The organism is Streptomyces sp. NPDC012466 (genome assembly GCF_042955215.1).
Lineage (GTDB): Bacteria > Actinomycetota > Actinomycetes > Streptomycetales > Streptomycetaceae > Streptomyces.
On sequence record NZ_JBIBEQ010000002.1, the window covers coordinates 851,230 to 867,675 of the forward strand.

Sequence of the window (16,446 nt, forward strand, 5' to 3'; positions counted from 1 at the left end):
GCTGCGGTCAAGGGCGCACGGGGTGAGTGCGGGGCTTGAAAAGGTCGGCATAACTCGCATGCGGTCGGGTAGCCGCGCGCCCATGGCTCCACCAAAGAGAAGCCCACACAGAAGCACACCGCGACATCCCGAACCCATATCCCGGTCCGTCTCCGGGCCCACACGCCGGTCGCTGCTCGCGGGGGTGGCGGCGCTCGGCGCGCTGGGTGCCGCCGGATGCAGCCGGGTCGCCACCGCCTCGGATGTCAAGGGCGGTGACCTGCTCGGGCGACTCCGGGCGGCGGGCGTCGTCCGCCTGGGCATCGCCGGCGAGATCCCGTTCGGCTTCATCGACAGGAACGGCGAGCTGACCGGTGAGGCACCGGAACTGGCCAAGGTGATCTTCAAGCGGCTCGGTGTCGACCGGGTGCAGCCCGTGCCGACCGAGTTCGGCTCGCTCATCCCGGGCCTGAACTCCCAGCAGTTCGACGTCGTGGCGGCCGGGATGTACGTCAACCCCGAGCGCTGCGAGCAGGTCATCTTCTCCGACCCCGACTACCAGATGCTCGACTCGTTCATCGTGCGCAAGGGCAACCCGAAGGGGCTGCACAGCTACAAGGACGTCGTCGAGAAGAAGGCGAAGTTCGCCACCGGGACCGGCTACGCCGAGATCCAGTACGCCGTCGAGGCGGGGTACGAGGAGAGCGAGATCCTGATCGTCCCGGACCAGGTCGCGGGCCTGAACGCGGTCGAGGCGGGACGTGTGGACGTGTTCGCCGGGACGGCGCTGACCACCCGTGAGGTGGTGAAGAAGTCGTCCAAGGCGGAGGCGACCAGGCCGTTCGCGCCGCTGGTGGACGGCAAGCCGCACGTCGACGGGGGCGCCTTCGCGTTCCGGCCGACCGAGACCAACCTGCGGGACGCCTTCAACGTGGAGCTGCGCAAGCTCAAGAAGAGCGGTGAACTCTTCCGCATCCTGCGGCCCTTCGGTTTCACGAAGGCCGAGATGACGGATCTGACCGCGAAGGAGCTCTGCGGCGGATGACCTCGGGACTCTGGGAACTCGTACTCAAGGGCGTCTGGGTCACGATCCAGCTGCTCGTGTGCAGCGCCCTGCTGGGCGCGGCGGTGTCCTTCGCCGTCGGTGTCGCGCGCACCCACCGGCTGTGGATCGTCCGCTTCCTCGCGGGCGTCTACACCGAGGTGTTCCGCGGCACGTCGGCGCTGGTGATGATCTTCTGGGTGTACTTCGTGCTGCCCATCGCCTTCGGCTGGCAGCTGGTGCCGCTGTGGGCGGGCACCCTCGCGCTCGGCCTGACCTACGGGGCGTACGGCTCCGAGATCGTGCGCGGCGCGCTGAACGCGGTCGACCCGGCGCAGAAGGAGGGCGGCATCGCGCTCAGCTTCACGCCCTGGCAGCGGCTGCGGCTGATCCTGCTGCCGCAGGCGGTGCCGGAGATGATCCCGCCGTTCTCCAACCTGCTGGTCGAACTGCTCAAGGGCACCGCCCTGGTGTCCGTCATGGGCATGGGCGACCTGGCGTTCAGCGGCAACCTGGTGCGTCTGGCGCTCCAGGAGAGCGCGGAGATCTACACGATCGTGCTGCTGATCTACTTCGTGATCGCCTTCGTACTGACCCGCGGGATGCGGGGCCTGGAGCGCAAGCTCAAGGCCGGCACGGGCAAGCAGGTCGGGAGCACGCCCGACCAGGAGCTGGACCGTCCGCAGACGACCGGTGTGGGAGGTGCTGTCGCATGAAGTGGGACTGGAGCGCTGTCAGCGGCTTCCTGCCGCACCTCTGGGACGGTCTGCTGGTCACCCTGCAGATCCTGGCCCTCGGTTCGCTGATCTCGTTCGCGCTGGGCCTGGTGTGGGCGCTGCTCATGCGGGTGCCCTCGCGCTGGGTGACCTGGCCGGTCGGGGTGGTCACGGAGTTCGTCCGCAACACCCCGCTGCTGGTGCAGCTGTTCTTCCTCTTCTACGTGCTGCCGGAGTGGGGCCTGACCTTCTCGGCGCTGGCCACCGGTGTCTTCGCGATCGGGCTGCACTACTCGACGTACACGATGCAGGTCTACCGGGCCGGTATCGAGGCCGTGCCGGCCGGCCAGTGGGAGGCGGCGACGGCGCTGAACCTGCCGCTGCGCCGGACCTGGACCGCGGTGATCCTGCCGCAGGCGGTGCGCCGGGTCGTCCCGGCCCTCGGCAACTACGTCATCTCCATGCTCAAGGACACGCCGATGGTCATGGCGATCACCGTGCTGGAGATGCTCGGCCAGGCGCGCCTGTACTCGCAGGAGCACTTCCAGTTCACCGAGCCGCTGACGGTGATCGGCGTGGCCTTCATCGTCATTTCCTACCTGGCCTCCCTTGCCCTGCGAGCCCTGGAGCGACGCCTTGCCCACTGACACCCTCCCCAACCCCGAGAAGAACCCCGCCAGGAGCGCCGGCGAGCTGATCCGGCTGGAGCAGGTCACCAAGCGGTTCGGGGACAACACCGTCCTGGACCACCTGGACTTCTCGGTCGACGCCGGCAAGCACGTCACCCTGATCGGCCCGTCCGGATCCGGCAAGACGACGATCCTGCGGCTGCTGATGACGCTGCTCAAGCCCGACGAGGGCACGATCACGGTCGACGGGCAGCAGCTGTTCCCGGCCTCCGACAAGCAGGTCCGCGAGGTCCGCAAGAAGATCGGGATGGTGTTCCAGCAGTTCAACCTGTTCCCGAACATGACGGTGCTGCGGAACATCACCGAGGCGCCGGTCACCGTCCTCGGCATGTCGAAGGACGAGGCGGTGGAGCGGGCCAAGGGCCTGCTGGACATGGTGGGCCTGGCCGACAAGTGCGACGCGCACCCGGCGCAGCTCTCCGGCGGCCAGCAGCAGCGGGTGGCGATCGCCCGGGCCCTGGCGATGCGCCCGCAGGTGCTGCTCCTGGACGAGGTGACCTCCGCGCTCGACCCCGAACTGGTCGCAGGGGTTCTCGACGTCCTCAGGGACATCGCCCGCTCCACCGACATCACGATGCTCTGCGTGACCCATGAGATGAACTTCGCCCGGGACATCTCCGACCAGGTACTGATGTTCGACTCGGGCCGGATCATCGAGTCGGGCACACCGGAGAAGATCTTCAGCGACCCGGAGCTGGACCGGACACGGGAGTTCCTCAGCGCAGTGCTGTGACTACGCTTTGTGAACAGGAGGAACGCCCGGCCCCCTGACGGACACCGGACCGGGGCATGCTTCTGGCATATGCCAGAGTGTCAATGCCCCAGTCCGGGGCCCCGGGAATCTTGTCAACCCCCGCTCTCCGCAGGCCCATTGCCGGTTAACCTGGAAAAGGTTCACTGACCGGATTACGGCCCTACAGCAAGCGCAGGGGGAGACCACCGTGGCGCTGAAGCACGAGCCGACCACCCCGTCCCACTCGGCCCAGGAAGCCCTGCGCGTCCTGGAGACGGTGGCGCACGGTTCCAGCGGTGTCACCGACACCGAGATCACCCGGCACACCGGCATCACCCCGGAGCGGCTGACCACGCTCCTGCGGATGCTGCGCCGCGAGGGCTACGTCGAGCAGATCGCCGACGGCGCGTACGTCACGGGCGAGACCCTGGCCCGCCTCGCCTCCACCCACCACCGCGAGCAGGCCCTGCGCGACAAGCTCCAGCGCACCCTCGACCGGCTCCGCGACTCGGTGGGCGCCGCCGTCTACATGAGCCGGTACGTCGACGGCGAGATCAGCATCACCCAGTACGCCGACAGCCCGGCCACGCCCAAGGTCAACGAGTGGGTCGACTTCCGCTCCTCGGCCCACGCCACCGCCATCGGCAAGAGCCTGCTCACCCAGCTCGACCACGCCGGCCGCCGCGACCACCTCGCCCGGCACAAGATGGCCCGCCTCACCTCGCGCACCATCACCAGCGACCGGCTCCTGCTCTCCCGCCTGGAGGCCCAGCCGCCGACCGTGCCCGTCCTGGACCTCCAGGAGTACGCGATCGGCACGGTCTGCGCGGCCGTCCCGATCACGGCCGGCTCCTCCGTCGGCTGCCTGGCCCTGTCCCTCCCGGTCGAGCACGCCCACCGCCTGCGCCGGGCCGCGGACGCCCTCAACCGCAACGCGGCCCCGGTACTGCTCTCCATGGCGATCTAGGGCCACCGGGTGGTCCGGAGCACCCCTCGGCATTGGGTAGTATTTTCTCCGTCGCCCGCCGCGGAACACGGTTCCAGCAGCAGGCGAGAGTCATGCGCCGCTAGCTCAGTTGGTTAGAGCAGCTGACTCTTAATCAGCGGGTCCGGGGTTCGAGTCCCTGGCGGCGCACGGATGAGGGGCCTCTCGTGGGAGCGAGGGGCCCCTCAGCGCGTTCGAGGTCCCCGGCCTCAGAATCCGGTGACCGCCGAGGCCGTCGCCGACATCTCGGTGTACACCACCATGAAGCCGACGCAGAACACGACGATCACGCCGAGGAACGCCAGGATGCCGAACGTGGCCGCCGCGTGCTTGCCCCGGCTCGGCGCGTGAGCCGTGGCCCGGACCTGGGGGCCGTCGGTGTAGTAGACGGTGACGCAGTCGCCCTCCAGGACCGTCCCCCGCCCGTCCTCCTCCTCGAACCGGATCACACGGCCGTCGTGCGTGGAGAACTCGTAGACGTGGTGCAGCGTGGTGCGGACGGAGGTGTCACCGCCGCCGTGGGTCGTCGTGTACGTCCGCAGGCAGCGCGCCCGAGCCGTCAGGCCGCTGTCCCAGGCGCCGCGGATCTGCAGCCAGCGACGCAGCACGCAGTACGCCATGAAGAGCACGCCGGCCATGATCAGGCCTGGTATGCCGTAGAACATCACGTCCATCGCGCATCCCCCGAGTCGATGCGCCGGACCCGAGTGGCCGGCGTGGGAGGAACCTACCCACGCCGGCCGCGCCGGTGACTCAAGAGAACCTCAGAAGGTTCAGAAGGTCACATCCGAGCAGGCGTAGAACGCGTTGGCGGTGTCGGCGATCGTCCACACGGCCACGATGACGTGATGGCCGCTCAGCCCGGACGGCAGCCTGCCGCTGTGGGAGAGCGTGGACGGCGGGCGCTGCCCGTTGTACGGCACCGTGAAGAACGGCGTGAGGTCGAGGTCGGACCGGGCCAGATTGTGGTTCTGGTTCCAGCCCGGCTTGGTGATGTAGTACTTGAAGTCGGTCGTGGCGTGCATGGCCGTGAACTGCCAGCGGAACGTGTAGGTCTGACCGCCCGACACCCGGGTGGTCGGCCAGGCCCCGCCGGACGGTGTCCGCGGCGCGCTGAGCTGGCTGAAGTGGCCGAGGCCGGCGTTGCATATCTGCCCGTCGGCGGGGCCGGAGGCGGGGAAGCCCTTCGGCCCCTCGACACTCTGCGGCTCCCACTGGATCGAGCCGCAGTTGGTCACGGTGCCGTTCTGGCAGAGCTTCTGCCGGCTGATGGGGAGGTCGGTGTAGCCGTGGCCGCTGGCGCCGCCGGAGGAGAGCACGAGGGCTCCGGTCGTGGCCAGTCCCACCGCGGCTGCGGACAACTTGGTCCTTGTGCGCATGCTGCCGCTCCTGGAGAACGTGGGGGAGGTTCAGTGAGCCGTGCATGTAGGTCTAGACCAAGTTCGAGATTATGGCCGCTAGTTGAACATGTCCATACCAATCACGGAGCTGTTTCTCCCCGGCCGGCGCAGAACGCCACCGTCAGGTCCTTCACCAGGGCCTTCCGCTCGTAGTCGTCGAGTTCGACCAGCCCGCGCATGGTCAGCCGGGTCACCGTGTCCTCCACCGAGTCCACGACCGAGGTGAGCACGCTCGCCCGGTGCTGGGCGTCGAGCGCGGCGATCCGCCGACGGTGCATCGCGGCGGCGACCTCGGGGGCGTACTCCACGCGGACCGGCTGCACGGAGAACACCTCCAGGCCCACCGGGGCCGCGTCCGCCGCCACCAGCCGGGTCAGCGCCTCGGCCGCCGCGTCCCCGGCCCCCTTCGGCCCGCCCGGCATCTGCACCGGCACCCGGGCCAGAGCCGCCTCGACGCACTCGCGCAGATACGTCTCGTGGTCATCCACGGCCAGCGTCGCCCGGGCGGTGTCCCGCACCCGCCACACCACCAGGACGACCACCCGCAGCGCGACCCCGGCCCCGTCCGCCGCCGGCACCGGCTCGCTGCGCCAGTGCCGCAGCCGCACGTCCACCCGGCGGCGCAGCAGCAGCGGGTTGACCCACAGCAGGCCGGAGCGCCGGACGGTCCCGCGGTAGCGCCCGAAGAGATCCAGCACCCAGGCGCGCCCGGTGCGGCCCCGGGCCAGCCCGCCGAGCCCGAACAGCCCCAGCGCCCCGGCCCCCGCGTACGCCGCCCACTGCGCGGGGCCGAGCCCGGCCCCGGCGTACGCGGGCAGCCGCAGCGCCTCCAGCGCGAGCGGTGGCAGCACCCCGGCCCACCAGGAGGTGGCCGCGCACCCGGCCGCACCGCAAGCTCCGGCCAGTACGCCCGCCGCGCCGGGCAGCACCCGCGCGGGCCGCTCCACCAGGTCGGGGTCGACCTGCGGCACCGGCCGCTTCGGTGCGATCGCCGGGCGCCTCAGGCGCGGCTGCTCCCCCGTGCCCTGCCTGCGGCCGACGACCGCCGGTTTCAGCGGTACCGGCGCCGGGTCGGGGTCGTCGCGGAACAGCAGGTGGACGGGGATCTCGGTGGTGGACTCGTTCTGGATGAGCCGGGCGGGCCGTACCGTGCCGTCGGCCGGTCCGTCGGGTTCGGACGGGTGGGAAGTGGTCGTACTCATGCGTGCCTCCAGCCTCCGCGCCAGATGCGTCACAACGGTGGTTCCCGGATGCAGGGCCCGCCGGAGGGGGCCGACCGGGATGTCGGGGCCCGCCCGAAGGGGGGCCGAAAACGCGCTACGAGAAGAGGCGCCGCCAGGTCTCCGGCCCGGGGTAGCCGTCCGCCGCGCCGCCCCGCCAGCCCTGGGTGCGCTGGAAGGCCTCGACGGCGCGCCGGTCCGCCTCGCTCCAGCGCGGCCCGGGCCCGACCGAGTAGAACCTGCCGAATCCCTTCCGGACGAGCTGTCTGCCCAGCCGGGTGATGTAGGTGTTGTCGGCACCGGGACGGAACATCGCCCGCCCCGGGTATCCGGGGACGCCGTGGGAGGCGGGCGGCGGGCCGACCGCCCCGCCCTTCACGTCCTTTCCCTTCCCCGTCATCAGCAGTTCCCAGGTGCGCGGGCCGGGCAGCCCGTCGGCGTCCGCGCCCGTCCAGCCCTGCGCCAGCTGGAACGCCCGGGTCGCCCGCCGGTCGGCGTCGGTCCAGCGCGGCCCCGGACCCGAGGCGTAGGAGCCGCCGGCTCCCCGCGCGACGAGCATGCGGCCGAGCTGGGTGACGTACTTGTTGTTCGCGCCGGGGCCGAAATACGCCGCTCCCGGGTACGGCGTGGCGGCCGGGGCGCCCGGGCGGCCGCTGTCCGGTTCGGGGGCCGGTTCCTCCGGTGTGACGCCCTTGTAGCGGTAGGGCACGTACCGGTCGGAGTTGTTCCAGTAGGCGTACGGGGTGGACTGCCGGCGGGTGTGCGGGCGGGTCTGCTCGTAGGCGGTGTAGTGGGTGTGCGTGGAGTCCGTCCAGCCGCCGAAAAGGGTGACGTGCGAGCCGTTCTCGGGGTCGGCCGCATTGTGGAACAGCAGAATGTCGCCCGGCTGGAGTTCTTCCTTGGAAATCCTCTCCCCGTACTGGGCAAGGCTGCCCGTCCATTCGTTTCCGGGCAGTTTCCAGGCCATCGAGACATAGCCGGAGCAGTCCTGCCGGTAACCGTCGGACCAGTAGGCGCTCATGCTGTACGGCACCTTCGCGGCGACCCAGGTCCTGGCCCGGTCGATGATCTCCGTGCGGGTGATCGCGGTGGGCTTGGGGGCGACCGAGGGTTTCGCCGGCCGGCCGCCGGGGCCGTGCAGCGGGGCCGTGTCACCCTGTGGGCTGTCAGGCTCGTCACCTGCGGGAACACCGGGGCGGTGGGGGCCGTACGAGGCGGCCGCGGCGGGTACGGCATGGCCCGCTCCGAGGGCCGCGGAGGCCACGGCGGCCAGCGCGAGAGCCATGGGGGTCCCCCCTGGTCGAGCGCCGCCGAGAGCTTGGGGGCGGGCGGCCGGGTGGGCACACGTCCGGCCGGACCGGGAATGCGGCAGGACGCGGCGCCAGTGGACACAGCCGGGGCAGTCGCAGTCGCTCGCGGGGTCGATTTCCTCGAATACCGGAGACTCCATGCGATTCCCCTCACACTTCCGGCGGAAAATGCGGCGCCCGGGCACCTCGGGGCGCGCGTCGTCAGTTTCGCAACTGTCTTCCGCACGCGCATGCTGACGGTCCGAATGATGTACGCGGGCGCCTTGCGGGGGTCCGCCCGGGCCCCGGCCGGGGTGGTCGGGAGCACCTCTCGGCGTCCTGTAGAGTTACGACGTCAGCGCGCGCCGCTAGCTCAGTTGGTTAGAGCAGCTGACTCTTAATCAGCGGGTCCGGGGTTCGAGTCCCTGGCGGCGCACCGACCGGAAGGCCTCTCGCGAAAGCGAGGGGCCTTCTTGCGTTCCCCTCTGAGGCCGGGCTCCCCTGCCTCCCCCTGGCCGGAACCTCTCTCTGGCCGGAACCCGGCCCACCGCACGATTGGCCGGATACCCTCTCGCCATGGCAGCGCGAGACCTTCAGGAGCGGATCAAGAAGCTCATCATCGACCGCCGGCTGGCCTCCGGGGCCCCGCTGCCGACCGAGCCCGAGCTGATGGAGTTCCTCGGCGCGAGCCGGAACTCGGTGCGGGAGGCGCTGAAGGCGCTCCAGGCGATGGGCATCGTGGAGATCCGGCACGGCTTCGGCACCTACGTCGGCCCGATGTCCCTGGCCCCGATGATCGAGGGCCTGGCCTTCCGTACGGTCGCCGGGCACTACCGGGGCGAGGACTCCCTGCTCCAGCTGCTGGAGCTGAGGGAGGCGGTGGAGACGGGCCTCGTGTCCCGGCTCGCCGGCCGGATACCGGAAGCGGACCTCGTTGAACTGGACGCGCTCGCCGCCCGTATGGAAGAGCAGGCCGCGCGGGGAGCCGGCCTCGCCGAGACCGACCGGGCCTTTCACGCCACCCTCTACCGGGGGCTGGACAACGTCCTGCTGTGCGAGGTCCTGGAGGCGTTCTGGGACGCCTTCCACCGGGTGCGCACGGATCTCGGGGGCGAGCCGCAGGATACGAAGGTCACCTGCCGGCAGCACCGGGAGATCCTCGACGCGGTGCGGTCCGGCGACTCGATGCGGGCGGAGGAGGCCATAAGGGAGCACTTCGGCAACATCCGCGCCCGTCTGTCCACAACGACTCCACAGAGCCCCCACACCCGCCACAATGAACGCGTATGACCGGTAAACACCGCGTTTCGCATCTTGCGATCATGATGGACGCCGTAGAACCCTGGTTTTCTGGTTTTACAAGATGCTGCGGGTTCGCGGCAGTTGGGGGGCTTTGGAGCCGGTTGCGGACCGGGCGGGGGTAGGGGCCCCTGTTCGTGAACCGATGCCGAGGGGGGCATCATGCAACCGGAAGGTCGCGTTGCCGTGTCTATAGGGTGTGGATGACGTGGTGACTGCGATCCACCACTGATACGTCTGTGAAGGTCGAGGGGGACCTGCAGCAGACGGTAGGAAGCTACGAAACACGCGGTTGTCCGCGTGTGGGGGGATGACTCATGACGTCGAGGCCCACGGGTGCCCGGCAGGACCACGACCCGTCCCAGACCACCCAGCTCAGGGTGCCGTCACACCGGATGAGCACGACAGGGACGTTCCGGAGGATCAAGAAGACCCTGCCGAGGTACGACTACGAGCACTACAGCCGGCTCGCGGGTCCCCTCACCCAGCCGGATCCGAGCAAGCCGTACAAGGTGCAGTACCGCTCGCTCATCTCGCAGGAGCCGCACCGCATCCGGGTCGCCCTGATGCTGGCCGCGGCCCCGGTGCTGTCCCTGGTGCTGCTGTTCTGGCTGCTCCAGCCCGAGCACTGGACCGAGCGCGACTACCCGGCCTTCGACTGGCTGCCCGCGCTCGACATGGTGATGCTCGTCTCGATCGGCCTGATCGAGTTCTTCCGCTGCATGAACGTGCTGTCCAACGCGCACGCCACGCTGGTGGCCCGCGACCCGATCCCGGTGGTGCCCGAGACCGGCACCAGAGTGGCCTTCCTCACCTCCTTCGTGCCCGGCAAGGAGCCGCTGGAGATGGTGACGAAGACCCTGGAGGCGGCCGTCAGGATCCGCCACCGGGGCCTGATGCACGTGTGGCTGCTCGACGAGGGCGACGACCCCGACGTGAAGGCGGTCTGCGAGCGCCTCGGCGTGCACCACTTCTCCCGCAAGGGCGTCGCGAAGTGGAACCAGGCCAAGGGACCGCACCGCGCCAAGACCAAGCACGGCAACTACAACGCCTGGCTCGAGGCGCACGGCGACGACTACGACTTCTTCGCCTCGGTCGACACCGACCACGTGCCGCTGCCCAACTACCTGGAGCGGATGCTCGGCTTCTTCCGCGACCCGGACGTCGGCTTCGTCATCGGCCCGCAGGTCTACGGCAACTACGACAACCCCATCACCAAGGCCGCCGAGTCGCAGCAGTTCCTGTTCCACGCGCTGATCCAGCGCGCCGGCAACCGCTACGGCTCCCCCATGTTCGTCGGCACGTCCAACGCCGTGCGCATCAAGGCGCTGAAGCAGATCGGCGGTCTGTACGACTCGATCACCGAGGACATGGCGACCGGCTTCGAGATGCACCGCCACAAGAACCCGGCGACGGGGAAGAAGTGGCGCTCGGTGTACACGCCGGACGTGCTCGCCGTCGGTGAGGGCCCCAGCGCCTGGACGGACTTCTTCACCCAGCAGATGCGCTGGTCGCGAGGGACGTACGAGACGATCATCGGGCAGTACTGGAAGGGCTGGTACTCGCTGCCGCCGAGCAAGCTCTTCAACTACACGATGATGATCATCTTCTACCCGATGTCGGCCCTCAACTGGATCCTGGCGGCGCTGAGCTGCTGCCTGTTCCTGGGCCTGGGCGCCTCGGGTGTGAACATCGACCCGGCGGTCTGGCTGATGCTCTACGGCAACGCCTCCGCCCTGCAGATCGGCCTGTACGTCTGGAACCGCCGGCACAACGTCTCGCCGCACGAGCCGGAGGGCTCCGGCGGTGTGGCCGGCATGGTGATGTCCGCGCTGTCGGCGCCGCTGTACGCGAAGGCGCTCATCGACTCGATGCTGCGGCGCAAGAGCAAGTTCGTGGTCACGCCCAAGGGCGACTCGGCGAGCCCGGACCGCTGGTTCGGCACGTTCCGCTACCACTGGTACTTCGTCGCGATCTTCGGTGGGTCGATCGCCGCCGGATTCGTCTTCGGCCACTCCCACCCCGCGATGATCATCTGGGCGACGTTCGCGCTGCTGATCACCGCCTCGCCGGTGTTCGCCTGGCGCTGGCAGCTGCGGCAGGACGCGAAGAAGCCTCCCGCCCCTGCCGGGGGACAGCCGCAGGAGCCCGCGGGGGCGCCCCGCACGCAGCCGCTGCCCATCCCGCAGCAGCCGACGGGGCACACCCCGCAGCAGAAGCCCACGTGGGCCGCTACCCCGGGCGCACACGGGGAGGTCGGGGGATCCGACCAGACCATGCAGATCGCCCTTGGTGGACTTGGGGGACGTAAGGAATGAACGACCGTGCAGGCCGCCGCCGGGCCCGTCGACTCGCGATCGGCACGGCGGTGGTACTCGCGCTGGCCGGGATGAACGGGCCGTGGCTCTACCGCTTCAGCACCGAGAAATACCACCAGTACACAATCAACAAGCCGGAGTACAAGGCCGCCAACGGCAAGTGGGAGATAGTCGACTTCCCCGAGGAGTACCGGCAGAACACCATCCACGCGGCGCTGCTGCGCACCGGCAAGGTGCTGCTCGTCGCGGGGTCGGGCAACGACCAGGACAACTTCGACGCGAAGAAGTTCGACACCCGGATCTGGGACCCGCTCAAGGGCACCGTCAAGAAGGTCCCCACGCCCGCCGACCTGTTCTGCACCGGCCACACCCAGCTCGCCAACGGCAATCTGCTGATCGCGGGCGGCACCAAGCGCTACGAGAAGCTCCAGGGTGACGTCACCAAGGCCGGCGGCCTGATGATCGTCCACAACGAGAACCCGGACGCACCGATCACCCTGCCCGCGGGCACCACGTTCACCGGCAAGAAGAACGGCAAGACCTTCGTCTCCAAGGACCCGGTGCTCGTACCGCGCGCCAAGAAGGTCTTCGACAAGGCGACCGGCAGGTTCCTGCGCAACGACCCCGGTCTCGGCCGGATCTACGTCGAGGCGCAGAAGCGCGGCAAGAAGTTCGAGACCGGCACGCAGGACAACTACCGTGTGCACGGTCTGAAGGGTGCCGACGCCAAGAACACCTACGGCATCGCGCAGAAGCTCGCCCTGGACAAGAAGGACTTCCAGGGCATCCGGGACGCCTTCGAGTTCGATCCGGTGGCCGAGAAGTACATCAAGGTCGACCCGATGAAGGAGGCCCGCTGGTACCCGACGCTCACCACCCTGAGCGACGGGAAGATCCTCAGCGTCTCCGGCCTCGACGACATCGGCCAGCTGGTTCCGGGCAAGAACGAGGTCTTCGACCCGAAGACCAAGAAGTGGACCTACACGGGCACGGTCCGGCAGTTCCCCACTTACCCGGCGCTGTTCCTCATGCAGAACGGCAAGATCTTCTACTCGGGTTCCAATGCCGGGTACGGGCCGGACAACGTGGGCCGCGAGCCGGGCGTGTGGGACGTGGACACCAACAAGTTCAAGAAGATACCGGGCCTGAGCGACCCCACGCTGATGGAGACGTCCGGCACGGTGCTGCTGCCGCCGGCGCAGGACGAGAAGTACATGGTGGTCGGTGGCGGTGGCGTCGGCGAGTCCGAGCGGTCCAGCGAGAAGACGCGGATCGTCGACCTGAAAAAGGCGAACCCGCGCTTCGTGGACGGCCCGTCCCTGGACAAGGGCACGCGCTACCCGAACGCCTCGATCCTTCCCGACGACAGCGTGCTGATCTCCGGCGGCTCGGAGGACTACCGCGGCCGTGGCGACTCGAACATCTTCGAGGCGCGGCTCTACGACACGGAGAAGAACGAGCTGAAGCGCGTCGCCGACCCGCTCGTGGGCCGCAACTACCACTCCGGGTCGATCCTGCTGCCCGACGGACGCGTGATGTTCTTCGGCTCCGACTCGCTCTACGCCGACAAGGCCAACACCAAGCCGGGCGAGTTCGAGCAGCGCATCGAGATCTACACGCCGCCCTATCTGTACGGCGACGCGGACCGGCCCTCGCTGGCGGGCGGACCGCAGACCATCGAGCGCGGCGGCACGGGGACGTTCACCTCGTCGGACGCGGCGAAGGTCAAGAAGGTCCGGCTGATCCGGCCGAGCGCCGCCACGCACGTCACGGACGTCGACCAGCGGTCGATCGCCCTGGACTTCAAGGCGTCCGGCAACAAGCTCACGGTCACCGTGCCGGAGAACCGGAACCTGGTCCAGGCGGGCTGGTACATGATGTTCGTGACGGACGCCGAGGGCACACCCAGCAAGGCCCAGTGGGTCAAGGTGCCCTGAGAACCGACGACGAGGGGCGCCCTCCCGCTGGGAGGGCGCCCCTTTCGTATGCCCGGCGGACTACGTCCTTCGTATGCCCGGCGGGGTACGTCAGCCGGTGGCCTTCGCCAGCTTCAGGGCGTAGTCCGCCCACCACTGGCCCGCCTTGGGCCCGCCCTTGCACTCGCCGTCCGACTCGCCCGGCCGCTTCACCCACAGGTACGCGTCGACGAGCGGGTCGGCCGTCTTCGTCGTCGGGGTCTCGCCGAGGGAGCGGCCCGGCGGGTTGCACCAGCGCTCGTCGGGGTTGCCGGCGGTGTAAGGGCCCTTGCCGTTGCGGCTGGTGTCGATGACGAAGTGCTTGCCTCCGACCTTGGCGGAGAGCTGTTTGCCGTAGGCGATGGAGTCCTCGGTGGAGTAGAAGTTGGAGACGTTGACCGAGAAGCCGTCGGCCTTTTCGATACCGGCCCACTTCAGCGGCTCGAAGATCTGGTCGGGGTTCTGCCAGCCGGCGTTGCCCGCGTCCAGGTACACCCGCGTGTTCTTCAGGGATTTCAGCTTGGTGACGGCACCCTTGAGGAGGTCGTAGCGCTCCTCGTGGAACTTCTCCGGGGTGCAGCCGTCCACCAGGTGCAGCAGGGCGTCCGGTTCCAGGATGACCGTGGCGGACCGGTCGCCGATGCCCGCCGCGACGCCGTCGAGCCACTCCCGGTAGGCGTTGCCGTCGGCGGCGCCGCCCTGTGAGTACTGGCCGCAGTCGCGGTGCGGGATGTTGTAGAGGACGAGCAGCGCCGTACGGCCGGCCTTGTCGGCGGCCTCGGTGAAGCCCCGGGTCTGCTCCTGCGGATCGTCCGGGCCGACCCATTCGGCGACCGGCTGCTCGGCGATCTTGCGGATCTGCTCGGCGTCCTGCTTCTTGCCGGATTTCTCCAGCGCGGCGACCTGCTGGGCCGCGGTCCCGTCCGGATTGACCCAGAAAGGGGCCTTTTCCTTGGGCTGTTGGGTGATCCCCGCGTCGGCACCTTCGTCCGATCCGTCTCCCCCGTCGGAGGAGGAACACCCTGTGATCAGCAGTGCCGCCCCCAGCACCACTGCGGACATCCGCCTCCCGGCGAACACCCCGACCCCCCTGCTGCCGTACATCCAACTCCCCCTTGATGCACCGTTCCAAGTCTCAATCCTGACATACGTCCCGCGGCACCCACGAGGCGAACCCCACCTGCGCGGATGACGCAGCGCCACCGTATCGGGACCTGGCGTTATCCAACCTCTGGGCCGGGGTGGCCCTTTGGTTCCAGAGTTTTCTCAGCACGTGCCCGGTCTTCGGCCAGAGATTCACCCACCGTGGCTCCCGTGGCCTCCCGCGCAGCTCGCCGGGTTACTCCCGCGGCCCGTGCGCGCGCGGTCGAGGACCGGCCCGGTCGGCGGCTTCAGGGGGAGCGGGCCGTCGACCGGGGTGGGTGGCCGCGTTCGCCTCGGACCTTCACAGGCCGGTTCCCGTCAGGTACGCCGAGACGACCACGTTCGCCGTGTAGCTGCGGGTCGTACGGTCGAAGCTGCCGCCGCAGGTGACCAGTCGCAGCTCGGCCCGCCCCGACTCGCGCGGCCCGTAGGCCTGGTGGGCGTCGAAGCGGTCGCGGGTGAGGACCTGAACGGACTCGACGGTGAACTCGGCGACCTTGGCGTCGGCCCGGATCACCCGGATCGTCTGGCCCGGCCGCATGGCACTGACCTTGTAGAAGACGGCAGGCCGGGCGTCGGTGTCGACGTGGCCGACCATCAGCGCGGTGCCGGGCGCCCCGGGCGCGACCCCGCCGGCGTACCAGCCGACCACGCCCGGCTGGTCGTACGGCGGCGGATCGGGCGCACCGCGTTCGTCGAGGCCGCGTGCCACCACGGGCGCCTGGACGCCGAGCCCGGGGATGTCGACCCGCTGTGGCATCGCGTCGCCCAGCGGGCGGTGCTCGGGCGGCAGCTTGATGTCCGGGGGCCGTCCTGCCGCCGCCATGTCGCCGGTGGTGGGGGCGGATATGCCGTGCCGCATCTCGGTGACCTCGCGGCCCCACAGCCACAACCCGAGCAGCAGCACCACCCAGGCCAGGCCGGTCAGCATCCGTCCGGTGCCCGAGAAGCGTCCCTGAACCCGCACCTGGTCCCGATCCTCGTCCCGATGCCGCATGTCAGTCCGTTCCACGGCGCCGGCGGACACCGCGCCAGGCGACGACCACCGCGGCCACCCCCGCGAGCACCAGCCCGGTCACCCCCTGTGCCCTGCCGGGACCGGTCCCGCGGTCCTCGGCGGCGATGCGGGCGGCGGCGCCGCCACCGCCCGCCTGGACGGGGGCGACAGGCGAGGCCGGCGCGCCGGGCCGGTGAGAGGAGAGCGACGACGGCTCGTCGGCGCTGGGAGCGGACGGCTGCCCGCCCTTGCCGGGCGCGGGTGGCTGTCCGGCGGATCCGGGCACGGGGGGCTGTCCGCCGGCGCCCGGCACGGGGCCGGCCCCGGACCGGTGCCGCGCACCGTCGTGGACGGTGAGCGTTCCGGTCCGTGGTGTGTCGCCGCAGGCGACCCGCACCGCGTACGAACCCGCTGCGAGCGTGGAGCGGACGCGACTCTCGCCGGTGAGCTCGTGTGCGCCGGTGACGGTCAGCCGTGCGTCCGCGACGAACGCCGGTGAGCTGGCCACGGCCGTTCTCTGCGCGCAGCCGGTCACGCGGAGCGTGACGTCACTGCCGGGGGCGGGGGCCGCCGGGGTCACCGACACGCTCCCCGCGTCCGCCGCGTACGCCGCCGGGGCGAGGGCGACGGCAGCCAGGACGCTCGTACAGACAGTGACTCTCAGGGAACCCATCGTGAACC

General features: G+C 69.8%; 15 protein-coding genes and 2 tRNA genes. 10 read left to right on the forward strand and 7 right to left on the reverse strand.

The annotated features are described in order from the left end of the window. Window positions 1-82: 82 nt before the first annotated feature. The 6 genes from ehuB to ACFY9E_RS11415 all read left to right on the forward strand — a co-directional run bounded on the left by ehuB (window position 83) and on the right by ACFY9E_RS11415 (window position 4,294). The gene (ehuB, locus tag ACFY9E_RS11390) at window positions 83-1,024 is read left to right on the forward strand and encodes an ectoine/hydroxyectoine ABC transporter substrate-binding protein EhuB (RefSeq protein ID WP_390981639.1); all 942 of its coding nucleotides are present in this window, start codon (window positions 83-85) and stop codon (window positions 1,022-1,024) included. Continuing rightward, entirely contained in the window at window positions 1,021-1,737 is a 717-nt protein-coding gene (gene ehuC / locus ACFY9E_RS11395; RefSeq protein WP_390981641.1) for an ectoine/hydroxyectoine ABC transporter permease subunit EhuC, read from the forward strand. The genes ehuB and ehuC overlap by 4 nt, the downstream gene beginning before the upstream one ends. Then, a complete protein-coding gene (gene ehuD, locus ACFY9E_RS11400; protein WP_390981643.1) occupies window positions 1,734-2,384 on the forward strand; it encodes an ectoine/hydroxyectoine ABC transporter permease subunit EhuD in 651 nt (216 codons plus the stop codon). The genes ehuC and ehuD overlap by 4 nt, the downstream gene beginning before the upstream one ends. Then, the gene (gene ehuA, locus ACFY9E_RS11405; protein ID WP_390981645.1) at window positions 2,374-3,159 is read left to right on the forward strand and encodes an ectoine/hydroxyectoine ABC transporter ATP-binding protein EhuA; all 786 of its coding nucleotides are present in this window, start codon (window positions 2,374-2,376) and stop codon (window positions 3,157-3,159) included. The genes ehuD and ehuA overlap by 11 nt, the downstream gene beginning before the upstream one ends. A gap of 208 nt (window positions 3,160-3,367) precedes the next feature. Continuing rightward, entirely contained in the window at window positions 3,368-4,126 is a 759-nt protein-coding gene (locus tag ACFY9E_RS11410) for an IclR family transcriptional regulator C-terminal domain-containing protein (protein WP_390981647.1), read from the forward strand. A gap of 94 nt (window positions 4,127-4,220) precedes the next feature. Beyond that, window positions 4,221-4,294 (forward strand) — tRNA-Lys (locus ACFY9E_RS11415). A gap of 59 nt (window positions 4,295-4,353) precedes the next feature. On the opposite strand, the gene ACFY9E_RS11420 is transcribed toward ACFY9E_RS11415, so the two are convergent. The 4 genes from ACFY9E_RS11420 to ACFY9E_RS11435 form a co-directional block, all read right to left on the reverse strand. Then, on the reverse strand, window positions 4,354-4,818 hold the full coding sequence (locus tag ACFY9E_RS11420; RefSeq protein ID WP_390981649.1) for a hypothetical protein: 465 nt from the start codon (window positions 4,816-4,818) through the stop codon (window positions 4,354-4,356). 99 nt (window positions 4,819-4,917) lie between these two features. Beyond that, on the reverse strand, window positions 4,918-5,523 hold the full coding sequence (locus tag ACFY9E_RS11425; protein WP_390981651.1) for a lytic polysaccharide monooxygenase: 606 nt from the start codon (window positions 5,521-5,523) through the stop codon (window positions 4,918-4,920). A gap of 101 nt (window positions 5,524-5,624) precedes the next feature. Continuing rightward, window positions 5,625-6,746, reverse strand: a complete 1,122-nt coding sequence (locus tag ACFY9E_RS11430; protein ID WP_390981653.1) for an SPFH domain-containing protein — start codon at window positions 6,744-6,746, stop codon at window positions 5,625-5,627. A 115-nt stretch (window positions 6,747-6,861) separates the two neighbouring features. Continuing rightward, window positions 6,862-8,214: a peptidoglycan-binding protein gene (locus tag ACFY9E_RS11435; RefSeq protein WP_390981655.1), complete on the reverse strand. Its 1,353-nt coding sequence runs from the start codon at window positions 8,212-8,214 to the stop codon at window positions 6,862-6,864. 201 nt (window positions 8,215-8,415) lie between these two features. Between ACFY9E_RS11435 and ACFY9E_RS11440 the strand changes: the two genes are divergently transcribed. The 4 genes from ACFY9E_RS11440 to ACFY9E_RS11455 all read left to right on the forward strand — a co-directional run bounded on the left by ACFY9E_RS11440 (window position 8,416) and on the right by ACFY9E_RS11455 (window position 13,607). After that, window positions 8,416-8,489: transfer RNA gene (locus ACFY9E_RS11440), tRNA-Lys, on the forward strand. Between the two features lie 140 nt (window positions 8,490-8,629). After that, window positions 8,630-9,343: an FCD domain-containing protein gene (locus ACFY9E_RS11445; protein ID WP_390981657.1), complete on the forward strand. Its 714-nt coding sequence runs from the start codon at window positions 8,630-8,632 to the stop codon at window positions 9,341-9,343. A 326-nt stretch (window positions 9,344-9,669) separates the two neighbouring features. Further along, window positions 9,670-11,670, forward strand: a complete 2,001-nt coding sequence (locus ACFY9E_RS11450; protein WP_390981659.1) for a glycosyltransferase family 2 protein — start codon at window positions 9,670-9,672, stop codon at window positions 11,668-11,670. After that, window positions 11,667-13,607, forward strand: a complete 1,941-nt coding sequence (locus tag ACFY9E_RS11455; protein WP_390981661.1) for a galactose oxidase-like domain-containing protein — start codon at window positions 11,667-11,669, stop codon at window positions 13,605-13,607. Before ACFY9E_RS11450 ends, ACFY9E_RS11455 begins: the two co-directional genes overlap by 4 nt. A 90-nt stretch (window positions 13,608-13,697) precedes the next feature. Here the strand turns inward: ACFY9E_RS11455 and ACFY9E_RS11460 are convergent, their stop codons facing one another. The 3 genes from ACFY9E_RS11460 to ACFY9E_RS11470 form a co-directional block, all read right to left on the reverse strand. After that, a complete protein-coding gene (locus tag ACFY9E_RS11460; protein WP_390981663.1) occupies window positions 13,698-14,729 on the reverse strand; it encodes a glycoside hydrolase family 6 protein in 1,032 nt (343 codons plus the stop codon). Window positions 14,730-15,069: 340 nt separating this feature from the next. Then, window positions 15,070-15,765, reverse strand: coding sequence for a class F sortase (locus ACFY9E_RS11465; RefSeq protein ID WP_390981665.1), 696 nt, complete (start codon window positions 15,763-15,765; stop codon window positions 15,070-15,072). A 1-nt stretch (window position 15,766) separates the two neighbouring features. After that, window positions 15,767-16,438 (reverse strand): hypothetical protein, encoded by a 672-nt coding sequence (locus ACFY9E_RS11470; RefSeq protein WP_390981667.1) that lies wholly within the window; start codon window positions 16,436-16,438, stop codon window positions 15,767-15,769. Window positions 16,439-16,446: the final 8 nt, after the last annotated feature.

What these genes read in the sequence shown, in the direction of transcription:
- ehuC (WP_390981641.1), top strand. Translation starts at nt 1,021, where the DNA reads ATGACCTCGGGACTCTGGGAACTCGTACTCAAGGGCGTCTGGGTCACG.
- ACFY9E_RS11470 (WP_390981667.1), bottom strand. Translation starts at nt 16,438, where the DNA reads ATGGGTTCCCTGAGAGTCACTGTCTGTACGAGCGTCCTGGCTGCCGTC.
- ACFY9E_RS11430 (WP_390981653.1), bottom strand. Translation starts at nt 6,746, where the DNA reads ATGAGTACGACCACTTCCCACCCGTCCGAACCCGACGGACCGGCCGAC.
- ACFY9E_RS11445 (WP_390981657.1), top strand. Translation starts at nt 8,630, where the DNA reads ATGGCAGCGCGAGACCTTCAGGAGCGGATCAAGAAGCTCATCATCGAC.
- ACFY9E_RS11435 (WP_390981655.1), bottom strand. Translation starts at nt 8,214, where the DNA reads ATGGAGTCTCCGGTATTCGAGGAAATCGACCCCGCGAGCGACTGCGAC.
- ACFY9E_RS11420 (WP_390981649.1), bottom strand. Translation starts at nt 4,818, where the DNA reads ATGGACGTGATGTTCTACGGCATACCAGGCCTGATCATGGCCGGCGTG.
- ACFY9E_RS11455 (WP_390981661.1), top strand. Translation starts at nt 11,667, where the DNA reads ATGAACGACCGTGCAGGCCGCCGCCGGGCCCGTCGACTCGCGATCGGC.
- ehuB (WP_390981639.1), top strand. Translation starts at nt 83, where the DNA reads ATGGCTCCACCAAAGAGAAGCCCACACAGAAGCACACCGCGACATCCC.
- ACFY9E_RS11465 (WP_390981665.1), bottom strand. Translation starts at nt 15,765, where the DNA reads ATGCGGCATCGGGACGAGGATCGGGACCAGGTGCGGGTTCAGGGACGC.
- ehuD (WP_390981643.1), top strand. Translation starts at nt 1,734, where the DNA reads ATGAAGTGGGACTGGAGCGCTGTCAGCGGCTTCCTGCCGCACCTCTGG.
- ACFY9E_RS11450 (WP_390981659.1), top strand. Translation starts at nt 9,670, where the DNA reads ATGACGTCGAGGCCCACGGGTGCCCGGCAGGACCACGACCCGTCCCAG.
- ACFY9E_RS11425 (WP_390981651.1), bottom strand. Translation starts at nt 5,523, where the DNA reads ATGCGCACAAGGACCAAGTTGTCCGCAGCCGCGGTGGGACTGGCCACG.
- ACFY9E_RS11460 (WP_390981663.1), bottom strand. Translation starts at nt 14,729, where the DNA reads ATGTACGGCAGCAGGGGGGTCGGGGTGTTCGCCGGGAGGCGGATGTCC.